We start from the raw sequence: 20,166 nt of genomic DNA, 5'->3' as shown, positions 1-20,166 counted from the left end.
CGATGCTTTTTGCCTCGCGTTCAACTCACCAGTTCTCGCAGCTCTGCATTCAAGTTGGCCCGCGCAGGTGCTTCCCACTGCGCGCGGATCTCTCCGTGGCTATACAGGTGCGGCATCTGTAGCAGCGCATTCAGCACCTTGGCCCGCCCGGCCTTGAACAAGGGTTCGGGCACCCACGAATACTCGGCGCGCACAGCGTGGGTGTAAGCCAGGTAAGCCTCAGCCGGGAGCGCGAGCACGGCTAAATCGATATCGACCACCAGGCCGGCATCATCGCCAGCGGCAGGCGTGGTATGAGCCGTAGCCAGAATATGCCGACGCACCTCTTCAGCGCGCGCGGGGATGCCGGCACCGACGAGCAAGTGCACCGCCAGGTCGGCACTGAGCGCTTCGTTGTCCTGGCCGCGGGTGTCGTATATGGCGTCGTGTGTCCACAGAGCCAACTCCACGGCGGGCAGGTCACGGGCCAAGTGCTGGAAACGGTCCAGGTGGTGCAGGCAGGCGTTGATATGCGCGCCGTTGTGGTAGTGGCGGTGAGGCTCGCTGTAGTGCTGGGCCAGCGCGGTAAAACTGCCAGCCGGCGCTGGTGCGCCGAGCGCGTGCCACAAGGTTTCCCAGCGTTGGGAGCAAAGGTGGGTGGCGGTCATGGCGGCTCCTTGCCTAGGCCTCTACGGCCTTGTCTTCAAAGGTCCGTTGCGCCTGATTCAGTTCGTCGATATTGCGCTCCACCCAATGGTCGAGGGCGCGAATCGGTTCGCTCAGTGATTGGCCCAAGGGGGTTAAGGAGTACTCGACCCGTGGCGGCACTTCGGCGTAGGCCCGGCGGCTCACCAGGCCAAAGCGTTCCAGGCGGCGTAGGGTCTGGATCAGCATCTTTTCCGAAATGCCGCCCACCTGACGCCGCAGTTCGGCGGTGCGGTGGGTGCCGTGGGCCAGGGTGTGAATCAGCAGCAGGGCCCATTTATCGGCCAATACGTCGAGGACATAGCGTGCCGGGCAGGTAACGCTGAATACATTGCCGGCGCGGCAGGCGGCGTGGTCGTGCTGGTCGAGCATGGGGACGGTTCCGAATTGTTCAGGAATATCAAATGCATACTTACCAGAAGGTAGGTACTTGTGTGTTGGAAAGCAATCGCTAAGCTCAGTGCTCGCGTGTTTCACGCACCCCTGCCTCTTTCTTTAAGGACTGCACATGAAACTGTATTTCTCCTCTGGCGCGTGCTCCCTGGCTCCCCATATCGCCTTGCTGGAAGCCGGCTTGCCGTTCGAGACCGAGAAGGTCGACCTGAAGGCCAAGCTGACGGCCAGCGGCGCCGACTTCACCGCCATCAACAGCAAGGGCTATGTGCCGGCGCTGGCGCTGGATAACGGCCAGGTGCTGACCGAAGGCGTAGCGGTGCTGCAATACATTGCCGACCAGAAACCCGAGTCCGGCCTGGCACCCGCTGCCGGCACCATGGCGCGGTATCAGTTGCAGGAGTGGCTCACCTTTATTGCTTCGGAAATCCACAAGCCGATGGGCTCGATGTTCAACCCCGCCCAGTCGGCGGACTGGAAGGCTGGCGTAACGGCGACCCTGACCAAGCGCCTGGATTGGCTGACCACCCAACTCGATGGCAAGGACTATCTGCTAAACAACCAGTTCAGCGTGGCGGATGCGTACCTGTTCACCGTGCTCAACTGGGCCAATTTTGTTGGTTTCTCCATGGCGCCATGGCCAGTGGTGCAGGCGTTTTCGGCCCGCGTGGCGGCGCGTCCGAAGGTGGTTGAAGCGTTGAAGGCTGAAGGCTTGGTTTGAGCTAGCCTGCCAAGCGAAACGCCGGGGCCATTCGCTCCAGTTCGCGTGCGGAGAGGCCGTGCATAGGGCTACTGGCCAGCGCACGCCAATGCCGCACCACGCTGATCTGTTGGTCGATAATGGCCTTGGCGTCGGCATGCGCTACGCGAAAAATCGGTGCGACTGATAACGCCAGGTCAAGATCCATGGCGTTGTCGGTCTCACTGACATTGAGCTTTAATTCACGAGCGCCCGGGTCCGGGTTGATGTCGTAGGCGTGCGACAGTTGCCAGCCTTTGCCTGGCTGCAGGATAAAGCCGGTGTTGCGCAGGTGCCCGTCGCTATTGGACACCAGCATGTCGAACACCATCCGTGACCAAAGCAGCCGCAGGTCCTCGTTTGGTCGTGCGCCCTGGGTGATCAGTACCGTAGCAATATCCAGATAGGAGGCGCCGGTACTGGCGTCGTCGCCGTCCTGCTTGTTGGTAAGGGTCATGGCCGAGGCGAAGTGCAGGCGGCGGCCCTTTTCGGTTCGGTCGAAGCGCTGGACGATAAAGGTGTGATGGGCGCTGGCAAACCGGGCGACGCCGCCACGCGCCGGGGCAATTCCACATTTATCCGCCAGGTAGTTGACCACGCCTTCCCACGCGCCGACGTTGTAGCGGTCGCGGGTACTGGGAAATTTGGCGATATAGAGCTGGCCACGTTCATCCACGACACTGGCTTTGGGGCGCGCGCCGCCGAGCGAGCCACCCGGGGCGATAAGCAGGCGCAGTTGGTCGTCGTTGATGGCCGCCGGATCCTGCTCGGACTCCTCGAAGGCCAGTGACGCCGCTTCCAGCTCGCGCAGCATGACCAACGGCGGTGCGCCATCGCGGCGTTGGTTGTCGAGAAACGGTCCGTCGGGGGCCAGGCTGTAACGCAAGGCACCGACGCGGTATTGGTCATGTACGCCCATCAGGTAGTCAGAGGCATGCAGACGCGGCAGTTGGCCCGGATTGCCGCTGGCGCGCCAATTGCGCTCGGCGCGGCGCCTCAGCAACAGTTGCCCCCAGCGATCGGGAGACGAGTCGGCAACCATACCGAACGAGGCGCGGCCTTTAGGCGGATATTGCGGGCCTGGCCAAATGCCCAGGCGCGGGTCGAGGCTAACGCCTTGCAGGGCTGGGTGAGCAATTGCATCGGCCGTGAATTCGAACTCGAACAGCTCGTCTCGCCCACTTTGGCGGGCATGCAACGTGCCCAGCAGCAGAGGCTGTCCCAAGCCTTCCCAATCGGCATGCACATGGATGGCGCGGCTCATGTCGCATCGTCCTCGGCGTTGAACAAGGCGTCCATTTGCGCGCGATATTCATCAATAAGGTCAAGGCTGCTGCTGCTTTCCCGTACCCCGAAAGAGGGCTGCGGTTGGTGCGTTGCATAGGTCGTGATTGTTTCATTGTTGCCGGGCGTGCCTTTTTTCGACGGTTTACGGCTGCCGCCTGCGGTTTTTCGGCGGTTGACCAATGCGGCATCCTGGAGCTGGCGGCCCACATCGTCGGCGGCCGCCATAAGCGATAAATCGGCCTCCAGCCCAAGCACCTGCATGACCGCGAGGTAGGCGCCTATGGTGACGCCGTCGGCGCCCCGCTCTACGTTGCGCAGGGTCAGGGGAGCCATGCCGGCGCGGGCGGCTACCTGGGCTGAAGTGAGTTTGCGGCGCTCGCGGGCCAGGCGCAGGCGTGCACCGAACGCGGTCAGAAGCTCGCGGGTAGCAGGTAACAGGGGCGAGGATTTATTGGCCATAATGTAAGTATTCTGCTTTTTTACACCTATTTCAGGTCAGAATAGTTACATTAAGTGGATAATTAAAGCTGATTTTATGTAAGTATTCTGTCGATAAAGCCCAGTAATCTATAAGAATAGTTACAGTGCGATGGTTCAGGTGCTGCGCCGGGCCCCTGTTACGTCCGGCGCCTGGTACGCACAGGCCTGATTGCGACCTTGGCTTTTGGCTTGATATAGCGCCGTATCCGCCTGTTTGATCAACGCTGCGACATCGTTGTTTTCTGCTTGATGGGGATAGGCAACCGCCACGCCAAGGCTGACGGTCACGATACCCAGCGGGCTGCCCTGATGCTCGCGAGCGAGGTCGAACACGGCCTGGCGCACCCCTTGGGCAATCTCCAGGCTGTTGGCCTCGTTGGCGCCGGGCAACAGCAGCATCATTTCTTCGCCGCCGTAACGGGCGGGCAGGTCCTCAGCGCGACGTGCGTAGGAGGCCAGTACGCCAGCCACCGCCTGGATGGCGGCATCGCCAGCCACATGGCCGTAGCGATCGTTGTAGAGCTTGAAGTAGTCGATATCGAGCATGATCACCCCCAGCGGCGCGCGGGTGCGGCGCACGCGGCCTAGCTCTTGCGGCAGCACGTCGTCCAGGCGGCGGCGATTGGCCAGGCCGGTCAGGGCGTCTTCCAGCGAAAATTTCCGCAGGGCTTTGTGCGCATTGCGCAGTTCACGGTCGGCCAACTCGCTGCGACTAATCTGCTGCAGCAATACGCGGGCAAAGGCCGCCGTGCTCAGGCCGATCAGAATCAGCACTACCACAGCCACGATCAGTTGGCGCCACCACGGCAGGCGAATGGCCTCGGCGGAAATGCCGGAAATGGCCACCAGCGGAAAATCGCCGAAGCGCTGGAAGCTGTACATCCGTTCTTTGCCATCTATTGAAGACTCGATCAGCGCTGTGCCGGCGTCTTGCAACGGCAGCAGGTCCTTGAAGATCTGGCCTTGGGCAATGCTGGTGCCGATCACGTCTGGCACAAAGGGGCGGCGAACGAGGATGGTGCCGTCGTAGTAGGTGAGGGTGAAAGCATCTTCCTTGCTGACCCGGAACTGCGCATAGAAGTCGTTGAAGTAAGCGACCTTGAGGGTGGCCAGTGCCACGCCAGCAAAGCTGCCGTCGGCGGCATTGATCCGCCGCGAAACGGGGATTACCAACTCTCCGGTGGAGCGGCTGGTGATGACGCGGCCGATATGCACGCCAGGGTCGTCGTGCTCGCGGTGGTACATAAAGTATTCGCGGTCGGCATTATTAGCGTTGGCTGGAATCTGCCCGCTGTCGGTTACCAACCAGCGCCCGTTACGGTCGTAGATAAACAGGCCATGCAGTTGCGGCAATACGCCAACCTGACGTTTGAGAAACGTCTGCATACGGCTGCTATTAAGGCGCTCCAGACCTTCCCATTCGCTGCGTTCGACCACCCCCACCAACAAGGTGTCGGCCTGGCGGATGGCATCACGCACATGGGCTTCGGTAGCGCGGGTGAGGTTGGTGGCGGCTTGCCGGGCCTGAAAAAACGCTTGGCGGTAGGACTGATACAACTGCCAGCCTTCCAAGGCCAGCACCACGATCAAGCCAAAACACACCAGGCCGTAAGTCAGGTTGCGTAGCCGGTCGATGTGCAGTGTCTGCGTGCGATCCATGGCACGTATTCGCCTGTTCAAGGGGCTAGGTGGGTTTAGCGTAGTTCACCATGACGAGGGTTTCTTGGTTCTGCTACAGCGGACCCCGTCATTCCCGCGCAGGCGGGAATCCAGATTCTTGGAAAGAAAGGTGATTTCCTGCTGCATCCTGGGCCCCCGTCTGCGTGGGGACGACGGCGGATAAGCTACTGGTTGCGAACCAATTTACGCAGCGCAAATCGATTGGGATGGCACGCTTCAGCCACCTCGCGCGGCAGTGGCAGCGGTTCGTTGTTCAGCCAGGCAGCCAGCAGTTCGCCGGCCAATGGCGCGGTGATCAGGCCTCGTGAGCCATGCCCGCTGTTGACGTACAGGCCAGGCAGCCAAGGGCAGGGCGTGTCGGGGCTTTGCCGGGCATCTTTGCGCAGTACGCCGTAGGCCTCGGCGAAGGCGTCGTGGTCGGCCACCGGGCCGACAATGGGCAGGTAGTCGGGGCTGGTACAGCGAAAGGCGGCGCGGCCTTGCAGCTCGGTCACCGGTAATGCATCGGCGTTCAAACGCTGGGCCAGGTCGGTGGAAATCTCGTTGAGCAGCTGCAGGTTGCTGACGTGTTCGGCGGTTTTCAGGCTCAGGTCGTCGCTGTGAAAGTCAAAGCTGGCGCCCAGGGTGTGCTCGCCGTTACGGGCAGGGGCCACGTAGCCGTCGGCGCAAACCACGGTGCTTAGTGACGTACTGGCCGCCGTTTGCGGCAGGCGGGTGATTTGTCCGCGAATGCGTTTGAGCGGCAATTGGGCGGTGGGGCCGAAGTGGCGCACGTCGGCGGCGCCGGCCAACACCACAACGCTGGCCTGGGCCAACTGCTGCTCACCGTCCCACGCTTGCCACTGGCCATTTTCCTGGCGCAGTTGCACGGCGTGCTGGTGCAGTTGCAGGTGCACGTTGGGGTGTTCGCTGAGCACCCGGCACAGCGTGGGCGGGTGTACCCAGCCACCTTGCGGGTAGAACAAACCGCCGCTGGCCAGGGCGATGCCGGCCTGCTGTTCGGCCTCCGTTTGATTCAGCGAATGCAGCAGGTCGGCGGGAAAGGCGGCAGCCAATTGCGCCTGACGCGCCGCTTCCTTGTCGTCGAAGGCCAATTGCAGCACGCCGCAGGCGTCCCAGTCCTGGCCGCGTTGCAGGCGTTGAATCTGCCGGCGGGTATGGCCGAAGCCGGCCACTATCAGTCGCGACAGGCTGGTGCCATGGGCCGAGAGTTTGAGGTAAAGCACCCCTTGCGGGTTGCCGGAGCCTTCCTGGGCGATATCGCCGTGGCGTTCCAGCAGCGTCACCTGCCAGCCGCGCGCGGCCAGGCTGGCAGCGGTGGCGCAACCGGCCAGGCCGGCGCCAACCACCAGCGCAGTACGCGGCCCTTCGATAGCGGGCGGGCGGGCGTACCAGGCTTTGCTGCGCAGCGGCTCGGGGGCCTCAGGCAAGCCAATGAAATGACCTTTGAGCACTTCCCACTTGTGCCCCAGGCCTGGCACCCGCTTGAGTTTGAAACCCACCGCTTTCAACGCGCGGCGCACTACGCCGGCAGTGGTGAACGTACCCAGCGTGGTGCGCGGCGTGGAGAGACGAGCCAGTTCATTGAACAGTTCCGGCGACCACATCTCCGGGTTTTTTGCCGGTGCAAAACCGTCTAGAAACCAGGCGTCTATTTCGGCGTCCAGTTGCGGCAGCATGTCCATCACATCGCCGATGAGCAGGGTGAGCACCACACGCCCGCCATCGAACAGCAAGCGCTGAAACCCTGGATGCAGTGCCACGTATTGATCGAGCAAGGGCTCGGCAAACGGCTGCAACTGCGGCCATAGCGCCAATGCCCGGTGCAGATCGGCGTGGCTTAACGGGTATTTTTCCACGCTGACAAAATGCAGCTGCGCCCCGGCCACGGCCGTGCGGGCAAACAGCTCCCACGCGCAAAGAAAATTCAGACCTGTGCCAAAGCCGGTTTCTCCGATCACCAGTTTGCCGCCTGCGGGCAGGGCGGCGAAGCGGGCCGGCAGGTCGTTGTTGTCGAGAAATACGTAGCGCGGCTCGCTCAGCCCCAGGCTGTTGGAAAAGTACACATCGCCATAGGCGCGCGAGTGCGGCTGGCCGAGTTCGTCCCAATCCAGTTGGGCAGTTTGCGAGGCTGTGGTGAAGGGTTCGGACATGATCAGTTCTGGCGCGGCAAGGCGCGCATTCTAGCCGATCCTGACCTTGCGCATGGCTAGCGCGGCGCAATCCGCTAGGCTGTGCCAATCACCTTTGGGAATGGAGCGAGGTTTTATGTTTGAGTCCGCCGAAATTGGTCACGCCATTGACAAGGACGACTACGAGGCAGCAATTCCTGCCTTGCGCGAAGCATTGTTGGAGGCACAGTTTGAGCTGCAGCAGCAGGCGCGCTTTCCGGTCATTGTGCTGATCAATGGCATTGAAGGCGCCGGCAAGGGAGAGACGGTCAAACTGCTCAATGAGTGGATGGACCCTCGGCTGATTCAGGTGAGCACCTTCGACCAACAGACCGACGAAGAGCTGGCGCACCCTCCCGCCTGGCGCTACTGGCGGCAACTGCCTCCGAAGGGGCGCATGGGCATTTTCTTCGGCAATTGGTACAGCCAGATGATCCAGGGGCGGGTGGATGGTCACTTCAAGGATGCGGTGCTGGACCAGGCCATCATCGGCGCCGAAAACCTCGAACGCATGCTGTGCGACGAGGGTGCGCTGATCTTCAAGTTCTGGTTTCACCTGTCCAAGAAACAGATGAAAGCGCGCCTGAAAAACCTCAAGGATGACCCCGAGCGCAGCTGGCGCCTCAGCCCGCTGGACTGGGAACAGACCGAAACCTACGACCGCTTTGTGCGCTTTGGCGAACGCGTGCTGCACCGCACCAGCCGCGACTACGCGCCGTGGTACGTGGTAGAGGGCGCCGATGAAAACTACCGCAACCTTACCGTGGCCAAGATTCTGCTCGAAGGCCTGCAAACTGCACTGACAACGCAGAACGCTGAAAAGCGTCACCCCCATGCCGGCCCTGCGTCGGTCAGCATCGATAACCGTAGCCTGCTCGGCAGCCTCGATCTCAGCCAGCGACTGGACAAAGAGAGTTACCAGAAGCAGCTGGCCAGCGAGCAGGCTCGCCTGGCAGGGCTGGTGCGCGACAAACGCTTTCGCAAGCATTCGCTGGTGACCGTTTTCGAAGGCAACGACGCTGCTGGCAAGGGCGGTGCCATTCGCCGTGTGGCTGCCGCGCTCGACCCGCGCCAATACCGGATTGTGCCGATTGCAGCGCCAACCGAAGAGGAGCGCGCACAACCATACCTGTGGCGCTTCTGGCGGCATATTCCGGCGCGCGGCAAATTCACGGTATTCGATCGTTCCTGGTACGGCCGCGTGCTGGTGGAACGGGTGGAGGGTTTCTGCACACCAGCCGATTGGCTGCGCGCCTATGGCGAGATAAACGACTTTGAAGAACAACTCAGCCGCGCCGGCGTGGTGGTGGTGAAATTCTGGCTGTCGATTGATTCCGAGACCCAGCTGGCGCGTTTCCAGGAACGCGAAGAGATTGCCTTCAAGCGCTTCAAAATCACCGAAGAGGACTGGCGCAACCGCGAAAAATGGCCGCAATACGCCGATGCCGTGGAAGACATGGTGGACCGCACCAGCACTCAGCTCGCGCCCTGGACGCTGGTAGAAGCCAACGACAAGCGCTTTGCCCGGGTAAAAGTGCTGCGCACCATCAACGATGCTCTCGAGCGTGCCCTGAACCGGGACTAGAGGCGAAAAGGGCAGGATCGCTGCGCATACACGGGATGAATAATCATCGCCCTGCCACCGGGGGCAGTTTTATCCTAGCGGCCAGCTGCAATACAGCCCTGATCTTTTCCGAACAACAATATGAGGTGCGTGATGCGTGAAGTAGTGATCGTCGACAGCGTGCGGACTGGCCTGGCCAAATCCTTCCGCGGCAAGTTCAACATGACCCGTCCAGACGACATGGCTGCGCATTGCGTCAATGCCCTGCTGGAACGCAACAAGATCGACCCGGCCTCGGTAGAGGACTGCATTGTCGGTGCTGGCTCCAACGAAGGCGCCCAAGGCTACAACATCGGCCGTAACGTGGCCGTGCTGTCGGGCCTGGGCACGCAAGTAGCGGGCATGACCCTCAACCGTTTCTGCTCCTCGGGCCTGCAAGCCATCGCCATCGCCGCCAACCAGATCGCGTCTGGCTGCAGCGATATCATCGTGGCCGGCGGCGTTGAGTCGATCACCCTGACGATGAAAAGCGTCAACACCGACAACCTGATCAACCCAGTGCTGAAAGAAAACGTGCCGGGCATCTACTACCCGATGGGCCAGACTGCTGAAATCGTTGCTCGCCGCTACAACGTCACCCGCGAGCAGCAAGACGCCTACGCCCTGCAAAGCCAGCAGCGCACCGCCCGTGCTCAAGCCGAAGGCCTGTTCGACGACGAAATCGTGCCGATGGCCGTCAAATACCAGGTGGAAGACAAAGCCACTGGCGAGAAAAGCATCGTTGAAGGCGTAGTGGACCGTGACGACTGCAACCGTGCCGACACCACCCTGGCCAGCCTGCAAGGCCTGAAGCCGGTATTTGCCGAAGACGGTTCGGTCACCGCCGGCAATGCTTCGCAGCTGTCCGACGGCGCCTCCATGACCTTGGTGATGAGCCTGGATAAAGCCAAGGAACTGGGCCTGGAGCCATTGGCGTATTTCCGCGGTTTCACCGTGGCCGGTTGCGAGCCAGACGAAATGGGCATCGGCCCGGTGTACTCGGTGCCAAAACTGCTGAAAGCCCGTGGTCTGGAAGTGGACGACATCGACCTGTGGGAACTGAACGAAGCCTTCGCTTCCCAGTGCCTGTACGCCCGTGATTTTCTCAAGATCGACAACGAGAAATACAACGTCAACGGCGGCTCGATCTCCATCGGCCACCCGTTCGGCATGACCGGCTCGCGCCAGGTCGGCCATCTGGTGCGCGAACTGCGTCGCCAAGGCAAGCGTTACGGCATCGTGACCATGTGCGTAGGTGGCGGTATGGGTGCTACAGGCCTGTTTGAAGTCTACAAATAAGCGTTTCGCTGCAATAAAAAACCGCGCCTAGGCGCGGTTTTTTTGTCCCTTATCGTGGGGGAGGAGTGCCCGTAGGAGCGAGCTTGCTCGCGAACGCTGGAAACTTCGGTGCCAAGAGCTTAGCGAGCAATCGGAGAACGCCCCTTACACGCTCAATCAGTGCCCCACCAACCCATGATGATCGGCAAAGGTGCGGCTCTCGATAATGTCGTCCCCCTGCAATTGCCGGCGTACGTACATGGCAATTTCCCGTTCCGCATCCACGCGGGTGAAATACGGGCCCTCAAGCGTGCCTTCACGGGTGGCGAAAAAATATTGGCCATTTACCGCACTCACTCGTTCGCTACGGTAGTGAGTGGCGGCGGCTGCATCCTGCGAGCGTTGGCTGAACATGGGTGTGGCTCCATAGGTGAATAGACTGTTTTGAGTCTAAACACCGCAGCCAATATTGCCGCTGTTTTCGATAGATGGTCGTCAATTCGCAGTAGATGCCCTCCAGTTGGCAGAATTTACCCTTATTTGACGTCAAGCACCTGACGGCTGACATCGGCCGTACAGTTGCGCAACCCAACTGTTGCTGTGTTTGTACGCTGCCTGCTGCCTAGAATGCGGACTTTGCCAGCATTTGCTGCGCGTATTGCTTGATTGAGGCTGCCATGCACATCTCTTCCGGCCGTTGGGTTTACGGCCTGATGCTCGCTTTGCTCACTGCCGTGTTATGGGGCGTGCTGCCCATTCAACTGAAGGAAGTGCTGGAGGTGATGGACCCTATTACTGTCACCTGGTATCGCCTGATTGTTTCCGGCTCGCTGCTATTGGTGTACCTGGCGTCCACCCGCCGCTTGCCCGACTTCCGCCTGTTGGGCGGCAATGGTCGGGTGCTGCTGGGGGTGGCCGTGCTGGGGTTGATTGGCAACTACGTGCTGTATCTGCTGGGGCTGAAAGTGCTGAGCCCCGGCACCACGCAGTTAGTGATTCAGGTGGCGCCGATTCTATTTTTGCTCGGCAGCGTCTGGCTGTTCCACGAGCGCTTCAGCGTCGGGCAGGCAATGGGGCTGGCGGTGCTGATCGTTGGCTTCGGTCTGTTCTTCAACCAGCGTTTGCATGAACTGCTGACCTCCCTGGGCACCTACACCGTGGGAGTGCTGACGGTGTTGCTCGCCGCCTTTGTGTGGACCTTCTACGGGCTGGCGCAGAAGCAACTGCTGACGCGGTGGAATTCCATGCAGGTGATGATGGTGATTTACCTGGCCTGCGCCGCTTTGCTTACCCCGTGGGCGCACCCCGCGCAGGTGCTGCAGCTGAGCACGTTGCAGTTCTGGCTGTTGGTGGCGTGCTGCCTGAACACGCTGGTGGCCTATGGTGCCTTTGCCGAAGCACTGGCGCATTGGGAAGGCTCGCGCGTGAGCGCCACCTTGGCAATTACCCCATTGGTGACCTTTGGTTCGGTGGCGCTGGCCGCGCAGTTGTGGCCCGAGCACGTGCACCCCGAGCAGATCAACGGGTTGGCTTATGTCGGTGCGGTGTTGGTGGTATTGGGCTCGGCAGTGACAGCGATTGGCCCGTCGTTGATGGCCAATCTGCGTGCCCGGCGGGCAACCGGAGAATAGTCCTCTGTGGGAGCGGCTTCAGCCGCGATGCTCTAGCTTTTTAGAAGGCATCGCGGCTAAACGCTGAAACATCTAACCGTTCAGACGCCGGCGCCCAGCAGCTCAGCCTTGCGCAACCACGCCTGCCGCTGGGTTTCATTGGACGGTCTTATCGGCGAAAACTGCGCCAGGCGCCGCGTCTTGATGCCGCAAAAACCGAGAATGGTGCGCGTCATTTGCCGGTGTGCCGGTGCGCCGTAGATCCAGCGGAAATACCAGGCCGGGGTATCCATGGTCACTAGCAGATCGGCAGTGCGGCCGGTCAGCAGTTTGTCCCACAGTTGCGAGCGGTTGCGGTATTTGAAGGCGAAGCCGGGCAAAAAGGTGCGGTCGAAAAAGCCTTTAAGCAGAGCCGGAATGCCGCCCCACCACACCGGATACACGAACACCAAGTGCTCGGCCCAGTGGATTTGCCGCTGGGCCTCTAGCAGGTCGGGCTCCAGGTTCTGGCTCTGGTCGTAGCCGTCGCGCAGGATCGGGTCGAACTGCATCTCGCTCAGTTTCAGTTGCCGCACCACATGGCCTTGGCCCCGCGCGCCAACGGTGTAGGCCTCGGCCAGGGCGCTGCAAAAGCTGCCGGCCTTGGGCGTGCCCAACACCAGCAGAATGCGTTTGCCGTCGCCTTCCAGTGGCGTGGCCCCACTCTTTGCCTCGTCACTCATGGCTACCGGCCTCAAGCATGCTTTGCGGGCGCACCCACTCGTCGAATTCCTGGTTGCTGACAAAACCCAGTTCCAGGGCGGCTTCGCGCAGGGTAGTGCCCTCGCTGTAGGCTTTCTTGGCGATTTGCGCGGATTTGTCGTAGCCGATATGGGGGTTGAGTGCGGTCACCAGCATCAGGCCGCGCTCCAGGTGCGCCGCCATTTGCGCGGCGTCCGGCTCCATGCCTTCGACGCAGTGTTTTTGGAAGTTGCGGCAGCCGTCGGCCAGCAGGCGAATGGACTGCAACAGGTTGTGAATGATCACGGGTTTGAACACGTTGAGCTGCAAGTGACCCTGGCTGGCGGCAAAGGTGATGGTGGTGTCGTTGCCCATCACCTGGCAGGCGAGCATCGACAGCGCTTCGCACTGCGTCGGGTTGACCTTGCCGGGCATGATCGAGCTGCCGGGCTCGTTCGCCGGCAGGCGCACTTCGGCCAGGCCCGCGCGGGGGCCTGAGCCGAGCAGGCGCAGGTCGTTGGCGATTTTCATCAAGGCCACGGCCAGGGTTTTCAGGGCGCCGGCGAGGGTAACCAGCGGCTCATGGCCGGCCAGGGCGGCAAACTTGTTCGGCGCTGATACCAGCGGCAGACCGGACAGCGCAGTCAGTTCTGCCGCAATCGCTTCGGCAAAACCGTGCGGTGAATTGAGCCCTGTGCCCACGGCGGTGCCGCCTTGTGCCAGTTCGCAAACGGCGGGGAGGGCGGCGCGCAAGGCCCGTTCGGCATAGCCAAGTTGCGCGACAAAGGCCGACAACTCCTGGCCGAACGTCACCGGGGTGGCGTCCATCATGTGGGTGCGCCCGGTTTTCACCAGGTCCATATGCCGCGCCGCTTGTTCGGCCAGGCCGCCAGACAATTCGGCAATCGCCGGCAGCAGGTCGTGCAGCACGGCCTGGGCCGTGGCGATATGCATGGCGGTGGGGAAGGCGTCGTTGGAACTCTGCGAGCGATTGACATGATCGTTGGGGTGCACGGGTGCCTTGCCCCCGCGGCCCTTGCCAGCCAGTTCGTTGGCGCGGCCGGCGATCACTTCGTTGACGTTCATATTGCTTTGCGTGCCGCTGCCGGTTTGCCACACCACCAGGGGGAACTGGTCGTCGTGCTTGCCTGCCAGTACCTCGTCGGCGGCCTGCTCGATAAGGCGGGCGATATCGGGCGGCAGATCGCCAATGCGGTCGTTGACCCGGGCGGCCGCCTTTTTAATCAGCGCCAGGGCATGCAATACGGCCAGCGGCATGCGTTCCTGGCCAATGGCGAAGTTGATCAGCGACCGTTGCGTCTGCGCGCCCCAATAGGCCTGCTCAGGAACGTCGATGGCGCCGATGCTGTCGGTTTCGATGCGATTCATGGTTCTTCTCCGCGGACTGTTCCGGCAGTTTAGGCGCTATGCCGGCGGGCTGGTTCCATGTTGAGGGGTAAATCGTTACCGCCATTCTCTGGCGAGCTTTACCAGCGGGCGTGGGTGGTGCCCAGCCAGCCAAGTGCGCCGTCGACCGGCACGCGCTCGCCTTTGGGGCCCCGCAGCACGCCGTCGAACTGGCCGAACCGCTGACGGGTTTCGGCGTAGAAGGGGCCTAGTTTGGGCCGGGCGACATGTTCCTGGCGCGGGGTGAACACCAATGCCAGGCGCTCATCTTCGCAGCTCAGTTGCCACGGGGCGGACGGGGTTTGCGGGTTGCCGGTGATGACCACGGGGCTGTTGACATGCAGCAGTTCGCCGCCAAACCACAGGGCGTTTTCAGACAAGCCGCTGTTGTCGGTCCACCCGGAGCCGAAGTTGCCGGCAATGCCACCGGGGGCGGCGAAGGCGGCGCGGGTCCAGTGGGTGTTCATCGGCCACACACCGCGGCCGAAATCCAGCGCGGCGAAACTCTGGCCAGGTTCGCAGCGGTAGTGGGTGGCGCCCAATTGCACGTCGCCGGAAACCGGCAAGCCCATATGCCGGGAAGTGGCATGGAAGCCGTTCTGGCTGAATGGCACCACCAGGTTGACCGAGTCGAGGTGAGAAGGGCGCTGTACATCAAGCGCCAGTTGCAACGCCTGGCCGCCAATATCCGGAACGGTGGCGACCAGGCGCGCCCGGCCGGGGTATTCGTCCACGCGGATTTGCAGGCGCGGGTGCTGAAAGCGATGGCCTTGCAGGGGCGTGTCTGCCAGCGTGCACCCGCGGGCAAATGGCCGCAGCTGGGTGTAGGCGACGGAATGGCCGGTGTGCAGGTCGAGAAAGTAGGCGGCGCCGTAGCCCAGATAGTCGAGATCGGCGACGGTGAGCGAGAGCATCCAGTCTGGCGTGGTGATGCACCAATGGTTCCAGCGCTTGCGACGGCCAAGGTTGCCGGGCATGGCGCAATGGATATGGGGGCGGGTCGACCAGCCCACTGCCTGTGGCAGCAAGTTGCCCTTGGCATCGCAAAGGGGCAGCCAGGGGTCGGTGGCGAAGGCGGGCTTGAGGTTGCTCATCGAACACGTCCATGTGTTGCAGAAGGAAAGTCTGGCAGGAAGGCGGGGTGCTTCATACAAAGCTTGCCGCACAATAACGTTCGCAACCGCGCCAGGTGCTGGGTTTACAGCGCGTTGTGACGTATTTCCGTTACGTTGCCAAAATGTTGGCGCGAAGAATGCACTTGCGCGGGCCCGCACTGCAAGTGCTGGCATTTGGATGACAGACCAACGGAAAGGCGCCAACGCGTGTAAGGGATTTCTCTAATCGGTCCGATGCTGCAACCGCTGCGCTTGAGCCGAGTCCAACCAACGCGCAGAATGCCCAGCCTCTGGGATTTGCCTTTATGTACTGCTAGTACTCTTACTCATACCAAGGAAACACCATGACCCCGATTCGTACCCTTTGCACTGCCGCCTTCATGATCTGCCTCAGCGGCCAAGTCTTTGCAGACGCTGCCAGCCATGCTGCCAACGCCGAAACCTTTCTGAAACTGGCTCACGCCGACAAGCTCACCGCACCTATTTATGGCCAGGTTGAGCAACTGTTCTCCCAGCGTTTCGCCCAGGCCCAGGCGCCCGAGTCGAAAAAAGCGCTGATGGAAACCTACCAGGCCAAAGCCAAGGCTTCCCTGGACAAAGCGGTGGGCTGGGACAAACTCAAGCCCGATATGGTCAAGCTCTACACCAGCAGCTTCAGCGAGAAAGAGCTCAAAGACCTGATCGCCTTCTACCAGTCGCCACTGGGCAAGAAAGTGCAGGAAACCATGCCGCGCGTAACCGCTCAGTCGGCCCAGATGGCTCAGGCCAAGCTGGAAACTGCCGTGCCTGAGGTCAACAAGCTGCTCGAAGACATGACCAAAGAACTGGTTCCGGCCGATGCCAAAGCCGCACCAGCCCCTGCTAAAAAGCCGTAACCGGAGCGCCCCATGAGCATGCGTGAACGCATTCAAACCACCCTGGCGGCCTTGGAGCCCGAGTTCATCGATGTGCAGGACGAAAGCCATATGCACAGCCGTGGTCTGGAAACCCACTTCAAGGCCGTGGTCGTCACACCAATGTTTGCCGGCCTGAATGCGGTCAAGCGTCATCAGAAGGTGTACGCCACTCTCGGCGACCTGATGGGGCAAATGCATGCGCTGGCGCTACACACTTACACCCCGCAAGAGTGGGCCGCCACCGGCGCCGCCCCGGCCTCGCCGACGTGCGCAGGCGGGCATTAAGCCGCTGCGCTGGCTGCCTGTATAAAAAAGCCGCCGCTTGAGAGATCAAGCGGCTTTTTTTTGATTTCCGGTGTAGGGCGAATGTGGCCGAAGGTGATTTCCGTCATTGCGATCGTTGCGGCGGATATCGCCAAGGCGATAGCCGCCCTACGTACTGTAGAAGAGGCTTCAGCCTCAATGCTTTTGATCTATCCCAAACTCGCATAAAATGCGCGCCGCGCCAGCCGGCGCCATTTTTTACCAAAGCCCCCGGTCCGCCCTTTACGCGGGCGACCACCAGGAGAAATACCCCATGACCCAATCCATCGTCGTGGCGGCGCTGTACAAGTTCGTCACCCTGACCGACTACGAAGCGCTGCGCGAACCGCTGTTGCAAGCCATGCTCGACAACGGCATCAAAGGCACCTTGCTCATCGCCATCGAAGGCATCAACGGCACCGTTTCCGGTAGCCGCGAAGGCATCGACGGCCTGCTCGCCTGGCTCAAGCGCGACCCGCGCTTCAATGATATCGACCACAAAGAATCGTTCTGCGACGAGCAGCCGTTCTACCGCACCAAGGTCAAGCTGAAAAAAGAGATCGTCACCCTCGGCGTGCCGGGCGTCGACCCCAACCTGAAAGTGGGCACCTACGTAGAGCCGCAAGACTGGAACGCGCTGATCTCTGACCCCGAAGTGCTGCTGATCGATACCCGCAACGATTACGAAGTGGCCATCGGCACCTTCGAAGGTGCGCAAGACCCCAAGACCAAAAGCTTCCGCGATTTTCCCGCCTATATCGAAGCCAACTTCGACCCGGCCAAACACAAGAAAGTGGCGATGTTCTGCACCGGCGGCATCCGCTGCGAAAAGGCGTCCAGCTACATGCTCGGCCAGGGCTTTGACGAGGTCTTCCACCTCAAGGGCGGCATCCTCAAGTACCTGGAAGAAGTGCCGCAGGAAGAAACCCTGTGGAAAGGCGACTGCTTTGTCTTCGACAACCGCGTCACCGTGCGCCACGACTTGAGCGAAGGCGAATACGACCAGTGCCACGCCTGCCGCATTCCGATCTCCATTGCCGACCGCGAATCGCCGCACTACGTGCCTGGCGTGAGCTGCCCACACTGCTGGGACAACCTCAGCGAGAAGACCCGCGCCGGTGCACGTGAGCGGCAAAAGCAGATCGAACTGGCCAAAGCCCGCAACCAACCCCATCCTCTGGGCTATAACCCGCGAGACAAAGACCGCGGCTAAACCCGCGGCTTCCACCTTTTACTCTCTCAGTCCCGGCCATGGAGCCTAAGCATGCAAGCGCGTCTGATCTACGTGATGGACCCGATGTGTTCCTGGTGCTGGGGCTTTGCTCCGGTGTTCGACGCCCTGGCGCAGCAAGCGCAGGCGGCAGGCGTCAGTAGCCATTTGGTGGCCGGTGGCTTGCGCGCCGGCACTGCGGCGGCCCTGGAGCCGACCACCAAACGCTACATTCTCGAACACTGGCAGGCCGTGCACGACAGCACCGGCCAGGCATTTACCTTTGACGGCGCGTTGGCCGATGGCTTTGTTTACGACACCGAGCCTGCCTGCCGTGCGCTGGTAGCCGCGCGCAGCCTGGATGGCGAGAGCGCGTGGCCACTGGTAAAGCTGATTCAGCAAGCATTTTATGTGGGGGGGCGCGACGTGACCCAAGCCAGCGTGCTGGTGGAGTTGGCTGAGCAGGCCGGCCTGCCGCGCATCGAATTTGCCGCTGCGTTTGACAGCGCCGCCGAGCTCGCCGCCACCGCTGCCGATTTCGAATGGGTACAGAACCTGGGTATCGCTGGGTTTCCCACCGTGTTGGCTGAGCACAACGGCCAACTGGCCCTGCTCACCAATGGCTACCAACCGCTGGAAAAACTGGCCCCGCTGCTCGCGCGCTGGCTGGAGCACAGTGCCAATGCTTGACCGTTTGAGCTGGAAAGAAATTCGCCGTCTGGCCCTGCGCCACAAAAAGTCGTTGTTGCTCGCCAACCTGGTCGCCGTGCTGGCGACCTTGTGCAGCGTGCCCATTCCCTTGTTGCTGCCGTTGCTCGTGGACGAAGTGCTGCTCAAACAGGGCGATGCGGCGCTCAAGGTGATGAACAACTTCCTGCCGGCGGGGTGGCAAACAGCTGTCGGCTACATTGGCCTGATGGTGGCCTTGACCCTGATGCTGCGTGCCTCTGCGCTGGTGTTCAACGTATTGCAGGCGCGCCTGTTTGCGCGGCTGTCGAAGGACATCGTGTACCGCATTCGCGTGCGGCTGATCGAACGCCTCAAGCGCATTTCACTCGGTGAATACGAAAGCCTGGGCAGCGGCACCGTTACCACGCACCTGGTGACCGACCTCGACACCCTGGACAAATTCGTCGGCGAAACCCTCAGCCGCTTTCTGGTGGCCATGCTCACCCTGACCGGCACCGCCGGCATTCTTCTGTGGATGCACTGGAAGCTGGCGCTGCTGATTTTGCTGTTCAACCCGGTGGTGGTGTACGCCACGGTGCAGCTCGGCAAACGGGTTAAAAACCTCAAGAAGCTGGAAAACGACAGCACCTCGCGTTTTACCCAGGCGCTGACCGAAACCCTGGAAGCCATTCAGGAAGTGCGTGCTGGCAATCGTCAGGGTTATTTTCTCGGCCGCCTGGGTATGCGTGCCCAGGAGGTGCGCGACTACGCCGTGGCCTCGCAATGGAAAAGCGATGCCTCAAGCCGTGCCAGTGGCCTGTTGTTTCAGTTTGGCATTGATATCTTCCGCGCCGCCGCCATGCTCACCGTGCTGTTTTCCGACCTGTCGATCGGCCAGATGCTCGCGGTGTTCAGCTATCTGTGGTTTATGATCGGCCCGGTCGAGCAGTTGCTGAATCTGCAATACGCCTACTACGCTGCCGGTGGAGCGCTCACCCGCATCAACCAGTTGCTGGCACGTGCCGATGAACCGCAGTACACCGGTGGCGCCAATCCCTTTGTCGGCCAGCCCACGGTTGGGGTTGAAGTGCACGGCCTGAGCTTTGCCTACAACGACGAGCCGGTGCTCGATGGCCTTAACCTGAGCATTTCCCCCGGCGAAAAAGTCGCCATTGTCGGCGCCAGCGGCGGTGGCAAAAGTACCCTGGTGCAACTGCTATTGGGCCTCTACACCGCTCAGGCGGGCACCATTCGCTATGGCGGCAGCAGCCTGCAAGAGATCGGTCTGGAAACCGTGCGCGAGCATGTGGCCGTGGTGCTGCAACACCCGGCGCTGTTCAACGACACCGTGCGCGCCAACCTGACCATGGGCCGCGAGCGCAGTGACGATGCCTGCTGGCGCGCGCTGGAAATCGCCCAATTAGCCCACACCATTTCCGCGTTGCCCAAAGGGCTGGACAGTATTGTCGGCCGCTCCGGCGTGCGCCTTTCCGGCGGCCAGCGACAGCGGCTGGCGATTGCACGGATGGTGCTGGCCGAGCCGAGCGTGGTGATTCTCGATGAAGCCACGTCGGCGCTCGATGCCGCCACCGAGTACGCGTTGCACCAGGCCTTAGGGCAATTCCTGCAAGGCCGCACCACGCTGATCGTCGCCCACCGGCTTTCAGCCGTTAAGCAGGCGGATCGGGTGCTGGTGTTCGATGGCGGCAAGATTGCCGAAGACGGCGGGCATCAGGAGTTGATTGCCGAGGGTGGGTTGTACGCCAAGCTCTACGGCCATCTTCAGCACTGACGCATCGTGTGCTGTGCGCACCGAGCGGTCTCCCGGCGATCGCCAATTTGCCGGGAGATTCTGGATCCCTGCCTGCGCAGGGATGACGTAGGTCTTTGTTTTTATCTGCGTCATCCCCGCGCAGGCAGG

19 protein-coding genes are annotated in these 20,166 nt (G+C 61.5%); 9 read left to right on the top strand and 10 right to left on the bottom strand.

The genetic code is table 11. From position 1 onward, the window contains the following. Positions 1-20: 20 nt before the first annotated feature. Together PKE98_RS16160 and PKE98_RS16155 are read right to left on the bottom strand one after the other, a co-directional pair. Positions 21-647 carry an HD domain-containing protein gene (locus PKE98_RS16160; protein ID WP_271196340.1) on the bottom strand — a complete coding sequence of 209 codons (627 nt, stop codon included), beginning with the start codon at positions 645-647 and terminating at the stop codon, positions 21-23. 13 nt (positions 648-660) lie between these two features. Then, complete coding sequence (locus PKE98_RS16155) at positions 661-1,056, bottom strand: winged helix-turn-helix transcriptional regulator (RefSeq protein WP_271196339.1); 396 nt, start codon at positions 1,054-1,056, stop codon at positions 661-663. Positions 1,057-1,192: 136 nt separating this feature from the next. On the opposite strand from PKE98_RS16155, the gene gstA reads away from it, so the two are divergent. After that, a complete protein-coding gene (gene gstA, locus PKE98_RS16150) occupies positions 1,193-1,798 on the top strand; it encodes a glutathione transferase GstA (protein WP_271196338.1) in 606 nt (201 codons plus the stop codon). A 1-nt stretch (position 1,799) separates the two neighbouring features. Here the strand turns inward: gstA and PKE98_RS16145 are convergent, their stop codons facing one another. The 4 genes from PKE98_RS16145 to mnmC all read right to left on the bottom strand — a co-directional run bounded on the left by PKE98_RS16145 (position 1,800) and on the right by mnmC (position 7,416). Beyond that, the gene (locus PKE98_RS16145) at positions 1,800-3,080 is read right to left on the bottom strand and encodes a type II toxin-antitoxin system HipA family toxin (RefSeq protein ID WP_271196337.1); all 1,281 of its coding nucleotides are present in this window, start codon (positions 3,078-3,080) and stop codon (positions 1,800-1,802) included. Further along, a complete protein-coding gene (locus PKE98_RS16140) occupies positions 3,077-3,562 on the bottom strand; it encodes a helix-turn-helix domain-containing protein (protein ID WP_271196336.1) in 486 nt (161 codons plus the stop codon). The genes PKE98_RS16145 and PKE98_RS16140 overlap by 4 nt, the downstream gene beginning before the upstream one ends. A gap of 135 nt (positions 3,563-3,697) precedes the next feature. Continuing rightward, positions 3,698-5,242 carry a sensor domain-containing diguanylate cyclase gene (locus PKE98_RS16135; RefSeq protein ID WP_271196335.1) on the bottom strand — a complete coding sequence of 515 codons (1,545 nt, stop codon included), beginning with the start codon at positions 5,240-5,242 and terminating at the stop codon, positions 3,698-3,700. Between the two features lie 185 nt (positions 5,243-5,427). After that, positions 5,428-7,416, bottom strand: a complete 1,989-nt coding sequence (mnmC, locus tag PKE98_RS16130; protein WP_271196334.1) for a bifunctional tRNA (5-methylaminomethyl-2-thiouridine)(34)-methyltransferase MnmC2/FAD-dependent 5-carboxymethylaminomethyl-2-thiouridine(34) oxidoreductase MnmC1 — start codon at positions 7,414-7,416, stop codon at positions 5,428-5,430. Between the two features lie 115 nt (positions 7,417-7,531). On the opposite strand from mnmC, the gene pap reads away from it, so the two are divergent. Together pap and PKE98_RS16120 are read left to right on the top strand one after the other, a co-directional pair. Continuing rightward, positions 7,532-9,019 carry a polyphosphate:AMP phosphotransferase gene (pap, locus tag PKE98_RS16125; RefSeq protein ID WP_271196333.1) on the top strand — a complete coding sequence of 496 codons (1,488 nt, stop codon included), beginning with the start codon at positions 7,532-7,534 and terminating at the stop codon, positions 9,017-9,019. A gap of 132 nt (positions 9,020-9,151) precedes the next feature. Continuing rightward, on the top strand, positions 9,152-10,336 hold the full coding sequence (locus tag PKE98_RS16120; RefSeq protein WP_271196332.1) for a thiolase family protein: 1,185 nt from the start codon (positions 9,152-9,154) through the stop codon (positions 10,334-10,336). 156 nt (positions 10,337-10,492) lie between these two features. On the opposite strand, the gene PKE98_RS16115 is transcribed toward PKE98_RS16120, so the two are convergent. Further along, positions 10,493-10,729, bottom strand: a complete 237-nt coding sequence (locus tag PKE98_RS16115) for a DUF6316 family protein (RefSeq protein ID WP_271196331.1) — start codon at positions 10,727-10,729, stop codon at positions 10,493-10,495. A 263-nt stretch (positions 10,730-10,992) separates the two neighbouring features. Here PKE98_RS16115 and PKE98_RS16110 point away from each other — a divergent pair, with 263 nt between their 5' ends. Then, entirely contained in the window at positions 10,993-11,946 is a 954-nt protein-coding gene (locus tag PKE98_RS16110) for a DMT family transporter (RefSeq protein ID WP_271196330.1), read from the top strand. A gap of 80 nt (positions 11,947-12,026) precedes the next feature. On the opposite strand, the gene PKE98_RS16105 is transcribed toward PKE98_RS16110, so the two are convergent. From PKE98_RS16105 to PKE98_RS16095, 3 genes are all read right to left on the bottom strand, one after another. Then, on the bottom strand, positions 12,027-12,647 hold the full coding sequence (locus PKE98_RS16105) for an NAD(P)H-dependent oxidoreductase (protein WP_271196329.1): 621 nt from the start codon (positions 12,645-12,647) through the stop codon (positions 12,027-12,029). Further along, positions 12,640-14,034 carry a class II fumarate hydratase gene (locus PKE98_RS16100; RefSeq protein ID WP_271196328.1) on the bottom strand — a complete coding sequence of 465 codons (1,395 nt, stop codon included), beginning with the start codon at positions 14,032-14,034 and terminating at the stop codon, positions 12,640-12,642. Before PKE98_RS16100 ends, PKE98_RS16105 begins: the two co-directional genes overlap by 8 nt. Before the next feature lie 98 nt (positions 14,035-14,132). Continuing rightward, on the bottom strand, positions 14,133-15,146 hold the full coding sequence (locus PKE98_RS16095) for a DUF2804 domain-containing protein (RefSeq protein ID WP_271196327.1): 1,014 nt from the start codon (positions 15,144-15,146) through the stop codon (positions 14,133-14,135). A 365-nt stretch (positions 15,147-15,511) separates the two neighbouring features. Between PKE98_RS16095 and PKE98_RS16090 the strand changes: the two genes are divergently transcribed. The 5 genes from PKE98_RS16090 (at position 15,512) to PKE98_RS16070 (ending at position 20,037) form a co-directional block, all read left to right on the top strand. Continuing rightward, a complete protein-coding gene (locus PKE98_RS16090; RefSeq protein ID WP_271196326.1) occupies positions 15,512-16,042 on the top strand; it encodes a DUF2059 domain-containing protein in 531 nt (176 codons plus the stop codon). A 12-nt stretch (positions 16,043-16,054) separates the two neighbouring features. Next, the gene (locus PKE98_RS16085) at positions 16,055-16,348 is read left to right on the top strand and encodes a BolA family protein (protein ID WP_271196325.1); all 294 of its coding nucleotides are present in this window, start codon (positions 16,055-16,057) and stop codon (positions 16,346-16,348) included. 292 nt (positions 16,349-16,640) lie between these two features. Continuing rightward, positions 16,641-17,579, top strand: coding sequence for an oxygen-dependent tRNA uridine(34) hydroxylase TrhO (gene trhO, locus PKE98_RS16080; protein WP_271196324.1), 939 nt, complete (start codon positions 16,641-16,643; stop codon positions 17,577-17,579). Positions 17,580-17,630: 51 nt separating this feature from the next. Beyond that, entirely contained in the window at positions 17,631-18,266 is a 636-nt protein-coding gene (locus tag PKE98_RS16075; RefSeq protein WP_271196323.1) for a DsbA family protein, read from the top strand. After that, positions 18,259-20,037 carry an ABC transporter ATP-binding protein gene (locus PKE98_RS16070; protein ID WP_271196322.1) on the top strand — a complete coding sequence of 593 codons (1,779 nt, stop codon included), beginning with the start codon at positions 18,259-18,261 and terminating at the stop codon, positions 20,035-20,037. Before PKE98_RS16075 ends, PKE98_RS16070 begins: the two co-directional genes overlap by 8 nt. Positions 20,038-20,166: the final 129 nt, after the last annotated feature.

Source organism: Pseudomonas turukhanskensis, assembly GCF_027922365.1.
In the GTDB taxonomy this organism is placed as follows: Bacteria; Pseudomonadota; Gammaproteobacteria; order Pseudomonadales; family Pseudomonadaceae; genus Aquipseudomonas; species Aquipseudomonas turukhanskensis.
Note: the sequence above shows the minus strand (reverse complement) of the source record. Positions and strands in the feature narration are given on the sequence as shown.

Bases quoted from the DNA above. Each gene is read 5' to 3' on its own strand.
- PKE98_RS16160 (WP_271196340.1), bottom strand. From the start codon at position 647: ATGACCGCCACCCACCTTTGCTCCCAACGCTGGGAAACCTTGTGGCAC.
- PKE98_RS16155 (WP_271196339.1), bottom strand. From the start codon at position 1,056: ATGCTCGACCAGCACGACCACGCCGCCTGCCGCGCCGGCAATGTATTC.
- gstA (WP_271196338.1), top strand. From the start codon at position 1,193: ATGAAACTGTATTTCTCCTCTGGCGCGTGCTCCCTGGCTCCCCATATC.
- PKE98_RS16145 (WP_271196337.1), bottom strand. From the start codon at position 3,080: ATGAGCCGCGCCATCCATGTGCATGCCGATTGGGAAGGCTTGGGACAG.
- PKE98_RS16140 (WP_271196336.1), bottom strand. From the start codon at position 3,562: ATGGCCAATAAATCCTCGCCCCTGTTACCTGCTACCCGCGAGCTTCTG.
- PKE98_RS16135 (WP_271196335.1), bottom strand. From the start codon at position 5,242: ATGGATCGCACGCAGACACTGCACATCGACCGGCTACGCAACCTGACT.
- mnmC (WP_271196334.1), bottom strand. From the start codon at position 7,416: ATGTCCGAACCCTTCACCACAGCCTCGCAAACTGCCCAACTGGATTGG.
- pap (WP_271196333.1), top strand. From the start codon at position 7,532: ATGTTTGAGTCCGCCGAAATTGGTCACGCCATTGACAAGGACGACTAC.
- PKE98_RS16120 (WP_271196332.1), top strand. From the start codon at position 9,152: ATGCGTGAAGTAGTGATCGTCGACAGCGTGCGGACTGGCCTGGCCAAA.
- PKE98_RS16115 (WP_271196331.1), bottom strand. From the start codon at position 10,729: ATGTTCAGCCAACGCTCGCAGGATGCAGCCGCCGCCACTCACTACCGT.
- PKE98_RS16110 (WP_271196330.1), top strand. From the start codon at position 10,993: ATGCACATCTCTTCCGGCCGTTGGGTTTACGGCCTGATGCTCGCTTTG.
- PKE98_RS16105 (WP_271196329.1), bottom strand. From the start codon at position 12,647: ATGAGTGACGAGGCAAAGAGTGGGGCCACGCCACTGGAAGGCGACGGC.
- PKE98_RS16100 (WP_271196328.1), bottom strand. From the start codon at position 14,034: ATGAATCGCATCGAAACCGACAGCATCGGCGCCATCGACGTTCCTGAG.
- PKE98_RS16095 (WP_271196327.1), bottom strand. From the start codon at position 15,146: ATGAGCAACCTCAAGCCCGCCTTCGCCACCGACCCCTGGCTGCCCCTT.
- PKE98_RS16090 (WP_271196326.1), top strand. From the start codon at position 15,512: ATGACCCCGATTCGTACCCTTTGCACTGCCGCCTTCATGATCTGCCTC.
- PKE98_RS16085 (WP_271196325.1), top strand. From the start codon at position 16,055: ATGAGCATGCGTGAACGCATTCAAACCACCCTGGCGGCCTTGGAGCCC.
- trhO (WP_271196324.1), top strand. From the start codon at position 16,641: ATGACCCAATCCATCGTCGTGGCGGCGCTGTACAAGTTCGTCACCCTG.
- PKE98_RS16075 (WP_271196323.1), top strand. From the start codon at position 17,631: ATGCAAGCGCGTCTGATCTACGTGATGGACCCGATGTGTTCCTGGTGC.
- PKE98_RS16070 (WP_271196322.1), top strand. From the start codon at position 18,259: ATGCTTGACCGTTTGAGCTGGAAAGAAATTCGCCGTCTGGCCCTGCGC.